4 protein-coding genes and 1 pseudogene are annotated in these 4,951 nt (G+C 72.9%); 3 read left to right on the forward strand and 2 right to left on the reverse strand.

The features are described 5' to 3' along the window. Positions 1–859: pseudogene (locus tag FOE67_RS16370) on the reverse strand (hypothetical protein); the annotation flags it as partial. A 127-nt stretch (positions 860–986) separates the two neighbouring features. Here FOE67_RS16370 and FOE67_RS16375 point away from each other — a divergent pair. Beyond that, positions 987–2,165, forward strand: a complete 1,179-nt coding sequence (locus tag FOE67_RS16375) for a PQQ-dependent sugar dehydrogenase (protein ID WP_182664975.1) — start codon at positions 987–989, stop codon at positions 2,163–2,165. Between the two features lie 72 nt (positions 2,166–2,237). On the opposite strand, the gene FOE67_RS16380 is transcribed toward FOE67_RS16375, so the two are convergent. Continuing rightward, on the reverse strand, positions 2,238–2,546 hold the full coding sequence (locus FOE67_RS16380) for a DUF8827 family protein (RefSeq protein ID WP_143622710.1): 309 nt from the start codon (positions 2,544–2,546) through the stop codon (positions 2,238–2,240). Positions 2,547–2,835: 289 nt separating this feature from the next. Here FOE67_RS16380 and FOE67_RS16385 point away from each other — a divergent pair, with 289 nt between their 5' ends. Both FOE67_RS16385 and FOE67_RS16390 read left to right on the forward strand, forming a co-directional pair. Then, positions 2,836–3,813, forward strand: a complete 978-nt coding sequence (locus tag FOE67_RS16385) for a C40 family peptidase (RefSeq protein WP_323384971.1) — start codon at positions 2,836–2,838, stop codon at positions 3,811–3,813. A gap of 277 nt (positions 3,814–4,090) precedes the next feature. Then, positions 4,091–4,942, forward strand: a complete 852-nt coding sequence (locus tag FOE67_RS16390; RefSeq protein WP_182664979.1) for a phosphatase PAP2 family protein — start codon at positions 4,091–4,093, stop codon at positions 4,940–4,942. The last annotated feature ends 9 nt before the right edge of the window (positions 4,943–4,951 follow it).

Below are 4,951 nucleotides of genomic sequence, written 5' to 3' on the forward strand. Positions count from 1 at the left end.
ACATTTGCAGTTTCGGCGGCAGCCCCAGAGGTGTATAAGAGACGGGGGAGGGGTCGGGCGGCGCGTCGGTCGGGGCGGCGGCACCGCCGGCCGGCGGCGGCGTGACCGGCACGGGTTCCGGCGCGGCGCCGGGGGCGGGCACGCCATCGGCCGCCGGTGCCGGGCCGCCGCCCGGCAGGGCCGCGCGCAGCCGTCCCAGGGCGACCAGCACGTAACCCGTGACCACCACGGCCACGGTGAACGCCGCCACGGTGGCGAGGAAACCCTCCTCGTTCGGATTCAGGAAGTCGTGGTACGACTCCACGCCGGCGCCCACCATGAACCCCAGGTACGCCAGCAGCGGCAGTGTCCAGGACAGCGGGTACCACCAGCGGGCCCGTCCCTGCGCCCGACCCACCAGCAGCCAGTCCGCCAACACCACGGCGGGCGTGAGCAGGTGGGCGAAGAGAGAGGAGGTCGTCGTATAGCCGTCCTCCCACCCGCCCATGAGGGTGTGCCAGACCACGGCCACCAGCAACAGGGCGACCGTCGCCGCCCCGCGCACCCACGCCGAGGGCGGCTCGGGTGCCCGGTCGGGCCGGGTGAACGGCCGCACGGCCAACCACAGGAAGACCAGGCCCACGGTGAAGCTCGCCAGGTGGCTCAGGTCCTCCAGCGAGGACAGGAACCCCAACCGGGCCGCCGCGTCACCCCACCCGATGAGGCCGAACGCGGCGATCAGCAACCGCCAACCGGAGACGGCGAGCACCATCGCGCCGGCTGTGCCGGGGGCGCTCCCCGACGGTGGCTCCGGCTCCCTCGTCGCGTCCCGCCCCGGCGCCGTGTCCGCCGCCCCCGCACCCTCGTTCACGACCGTCATGGCCGGAGACCCTACGCCGTCCCACCGGCCCTGACGACCCCCGGGACGGGCCGCCGTGTGGCAGGCTGGGCGCACGGCCGGCGCCGTGTGCCCCGGTCGGGCCCAACCACCGGGGAGGCGTGCGCAGATGGGGCGAGGCAACCGACGCGGACCGGGACGGCTGACGGCCTCCGTGCTGCTGGCGGGGCTCCTGGTGACGCCGACCGCGTGCGCCGGCGGACCCGCCGCCGACCGTGCCGCCCAACTCGCCCCGGGCGGCCCGCCGGCCGCCCCGGAGGACCTGTTGCCCGACGAGGTCGAGGGCGGCGATCCCACCGGCCCGCCCGACCCCGGCGGGCCGGGCGAGGAGGAGCCCGAGCCGGAACCGGAACCCACCGAGCCGCCGCCCCCACCGGCGCAGGGCTCCGCCGAGGTGGTGGAGACCGTTCCCCTGCCGGGCATCGAGGCGCCGGTGGGCCCGGCCGTGCTGCCCGACGGCGATCTGTTGGTCGGCTCCCGTACCACCGGCACCATCCACCGCGTCTCCCCCGACACCGGCGACATCACCGAGGTCGGCACGGTGCAAGCCGTCGAGGCCGGAGGTGCGGGCGGGCTGCTGGCCCTCACGGCGGACGAGACGTACGTGCACGCCTACTACACCACCGTCTCCGATGTGCGAATCATGCGTTTCGGTTGGGACGAACAGCGCCCGGAAGGGGATCAACTGACACCCGGGCAGCGCGTACTCCCGGGCCTTCCCGATACCCCGGGGGCCCGGGCCGGACGACTGTTCGTCACCCCCGACGGCGATCTGTACGCCGGGGTGGGGGGCGCCGACGGCTCCGACGGGCCGGTGGGTACGGTGATGCGTTTCGCCGGGCGCGGGAGTGCGGTCTCCCCCGAGACGTTGTCCTCGGGTTGGGAGACCGTGGACGGCCTCGCGACGGACACGCTGGGCCGGTTGTGGCTCACCGGGAGGTCCGAGGAGGGGGAAGCCCTCGTCGTCGGGGTGGGGACCACGGACGGTGGTGCTCCCACAGGGGATGAGGTGCTCCACCGCCCGGGGGACGAGGGATCACCCGAAGCCATGGCGTATGCCGAGGGCAGCCTGTGGGTGGTCACCGAGGCCGGTGAACTTCTGCGACTTCCCCTCGCGGGCACCCGACTCCACGCCGAACCGGAGGAGTTCGACCTGCCGGGAGCGACCACCCCGGTGGGGCTCGCCGATGGCGGGGAGGGCAACCTGTGGGTGTTGGACGCCGGCCCCTCGGGCGAACCGGGCGGTGCCGGTGACCGGGGCCGGTTGCTCCGCCTCGGGATCGAGTGACCGGTTCTCCGCACGGAGGGGCGGTGGGGAAGGGGAAGCCCGCCCGATGGACGGGCGGGAGGTCCCCCGTCGCTAGACGGCCATGCCGTACACGATCGTGAACAACGTGCCGAGGGAACCGATGATGAAGACCCCGGTGAGCCCCGCCACGATCAGGCCCTTGCCCTGTTCGGCGCTGAAGGTGTCCCGCATCGCGGTGGCGCCGATCCGCTGCTTGGCGGCACCCCAGATGGCGATGGCCAGACACACGATGATGGCCAGGGCCATGATGACCTGGACCATGGTCCGGGCCTCGCCGCCAAGTGTGGCGAAGGGCCCCCAGTCCGGCGCGATTCCGCCGATGATCTCGGTGATGTCGGCTTCATCCGCTGAGAGGAACATCCGCGCCCACCGCCTTCCGCTTCCCGATCGCATGTGCCCGTGTTGGGCCTCCGTTTCGGATTGTGCCACGCGCCGACCCGCTTCGTGAGCGGGTGGAAGGTGAACTGCGCCATGCGCCAAGGGGAATGATCACCCGACAGACGATCGGTTTCCTCCGCCCCCGGTGCCCGGCCCCCGGGGCGGTGTGCACCCCCGGTGCGCCCGTTGCGCGGATCGGTGCCCCGGCGTGCGGCCGGTACCCGACGGTTGCCGGCAGACAACGATGGGGAATTGGGGCACAGTTGAGGTCATGCGCAAGGCACTGCTGTGGTCCGGGATCGGTTTCGGGGGTCTGTGCGCCTTCATGGCGCTCCTCGTCATCGGCGTCTTCGCCGCCGCCGGGGGCGGTGGCGTCGGGGGTTCCGGGAGCGGTCGCCTGGCGCAGAATTCGGTGCCCGCGGAGTACGAGCCGTTGGTGAACCGGTGGGGCAACCTCTGCCCCGAGTTGTCCCCCGCGCTGCTCGCGGCCCAGCTCCAGCAGGAGAGCGGGTGGCAGCCGACCGCGCAGAGCCACGCCCGCGCGCAGGGGATAGCGCAGTTCATCCCCGAGACGTGGGCCTCGCACGGCATCGACGGCAACGGGGACGGCCGGATCGACGTGTGGGATCCGGAGGACGCCATCCCCTCGGCGGCCTCCTACAACTGCGCCATGGCGCAGTACGTGCGGGACGTGCCCGGCGACCCGGTGGACAACATGCTGGCCTCGTACAACGCCGGTCCGTACGCGGTGATCCGCTACCAGGGGATCCCGCCGTACGCGGAGACGCAGCACTACGTGAAGACCATCCGGGCGATGGAGGAGAGCTTCGCCGCGCCGGTCTCCGAGGAGCGGCTGCCGCCCTCGGAGGCGGCGGCGGGGGCGGTGCACTTCGCCCAGTCCCATCTCGGCACGCCGTACCTGTGGGGTGGGGACGGCACGCCCGAGGACGACGGGCGGTTCGATTGTTCGGGTCTGACCCGGGCGGCGTTCGAGTCGGTGGGCATCGAGTTGCCCCGGGTGGCGAACGACCAGTGGCACTCCGGTCCGCACCCCTCCCGGGACGAACTGCTCCCCGGTGACCTGGTGTTCTTCGCGACCGACCTGACCGATTCGCGCAGCATCCACCACGTCGGCATCTACGTGGGCGGCGGTCACATGATCAACGCGCCGTACACGGGGGCGGTGATCCGCTTCGATCCGATCGATTCGCCGGACTACTTCGGGGCGACACGTCCTGTCGCCGCGTGATTCATCGGTTACCGTTGGTGAGGGAATCGTCGCGGGCGGTCGGGGTTCCCCGACCGCCCGTGGCCGGGCGTCTCTCTTCGATAACGCATCGGTGTGACTTCCGTGGATGCCGGAACGCCGGCCGACGCCGGTGGCGTTGATCGAGTCGAATGATGATCGATTCGCATGAGGGCCACGCACCGGGAACCCGCTCGCGCGGGGCACCCCCGGCACGCCGCCACACGGGACACGACGGGCGCGGGACACGAACGGGGAGACGGGAAAGGGGTGACGGCAGGTGGCCGAGCTGACCGATCCGGACGTCGGGATACTGCGACGGATCAACAACCTGGGTGACGCCCTGCCCGATCGCCTCGAACCCCTGGTGGTCTTCATCGGGGAGTTCGGCCTGCCCCTCCTGGCCGTGCTGCTCTGCGGGGTGGCCTGGTGGGCGGTGCGGCGTTCGCCGAACGCGCCGGCCGCCGTGGCCGCCACGCTCTGGGCCCCCATCGCGGCCGGGGTCGCCTTCCTGGCCAACGGGCCGATCCGGGAGCTGGTGGCCAGACCCCGGCCGTTCCTGGACCACACCGACCTGAACGTCATGCTCGACGGGAAGACCGGTTACTCCTTCGTCAGCGACCACGCCACCGGTGCCATGACCATCGCCGTGGCGCTGCTGCTGGTGCACCGCAGGATCGGCCTGATCGCCCTGGCCGTGGCCCTGTTGCAGGGGTTCTCCCGGGTCATGATGGGGCTGCACTACCCCACCGACGTCATCGGCGGCTACGCGTTGGGCACGGCGGTGGCCCTGCTGCTGTACCCGGCGGCCACGGCTGTCCTGACGCCCGCCGTGCGATGGTGCGCCGCCTCGGGGCCGCTGCGCGGGCTGGCGCCCGGACCGGTGACGGTGCCCGGGGAGGCCACCGATCGGCGGGCCCCGGCCCCCGACGACCTCCCCGCGGAGTCGGTCGAGCCGGTGGGCGCGGCCGACGCGCCCGTCCCCTCGACCCCGTCGGTCGGACCGGAGCCGGTCGGACCGGAGCCCATCGAACCGGTGACGGGGGCCCACGGGGCACCCGGGCGCGAGGAGACGCCGGCCGCGGTCGCCTCCGGTCGTTCACCGGGCCGGGGCGGCGAAGCCGGCGCCTGAGGCTCCTCC

This window comes from Streptomyces calidiresistens (assembly GCF_014141525.1).
GTDB lineage: Bacteria > Actinomycetota > Actinomycetes > Streptomycetales > Streptomycetaceae > Streptomyces > Streptomyces calidiresistens.

What these genes read in the sequence shown, in the direction of transcription:
- FOE67_RS16375 (WP_182664975.1), top strand. Translation starts at nt 987, where the DNA reads ATGGGGCGAGGCAACCGACGCGGACCGGGACGGCTGACGGCCTCCGTG.
- FOE67_RS16385 (WP_323384971.1), top strand. Translation starts at nt 2,836, where the DNA reads ATGCGCAAGGCACTGCTGTGGTCCGGGATCGGTTTCGGGGGTCTGTGC.
- FOE67_RS16380 (WP_143622710.1), bottom strand. Translation starts at nt 2,546, where the DNA reads ATGTTCCTCTCAGCGGATGAAGCCGACATCACCGAGATCATCGGCGGA.